A 771-nucleotide genomic window follows, 5' to 3' on the forward strand; every position below is an offset into this window, starting at 1 on the left:
AATTCAAACGATTCACGTTTGTACTCTTGTTTCGGGTTCTTTTGTGCGTAGCCACGTAGGTGGATACCTTGACGCAGATGATCCATCGCCGCCAGATGCTCTTTCCAAAGCGTATCGAGTGTTTGAAGCATCACTGATTTTTCGAAGTTACGAAGCACTTGTGCACCCACAACTTCTTCTTTCGCTTTGTATACTTCAACGGCTAGGCTGATAATCTTCTCGCGCAGCGCTTCTTCGTACAGTTTGTCGTCTTCCTCAAGCCATTGCTTGATTGGCGCGTCTAGATCGAAATCTGCTTTCAAACGTTCTTGAAGACCTTCCACATCCCACATGTCTTCTAGAGATTGTGGTGGAATGTATTCGTCGATGATCGCTGTGAGCACATCTTCACGGTTTTGTTCAATCATGTCGCTGATATCGTCAACGTTCATGAGCTCATCACGCAGTTCGTAAACCACTTTACGTTGATCGTTCGCCACGTCATCGTATTCAAGAAGCTGTTTACGGATGTCGAAGTTGCGACCTTCCACTTTGCGTTGTGCTTTTTCAATAGAACGAGACAACATCTTAGATTCGATTGCTTCACCTTCTTCCATACCGCTTTGAATCAAGCTTGCCATACGATCTGAAGTGAAGATACGCAGTAGTGAGTCTTCCATCGATAGGTAGAAACGAGATGAACCCGCATCACCTTGACGACCAGAACGGCCACGTAACTGGTTATCGATACGACGAGATTCATGACGCTCAGTACCGATGATGTGCAGACCA

1 pseudogene is annotated in these 771 nt (G+C 45.9%); it reads right to left on the reverse strand.

The features are described from left to right. Positions 1–771: pseudogene (gene secA, locus R7Q48_RS26690) on the reverse strand (preprotein translocase subunit SecA); the annotation flags it as partial.

The sequence above is a fragment of the Vibrio sp. 378 genome (assembly GCF_033339435.1).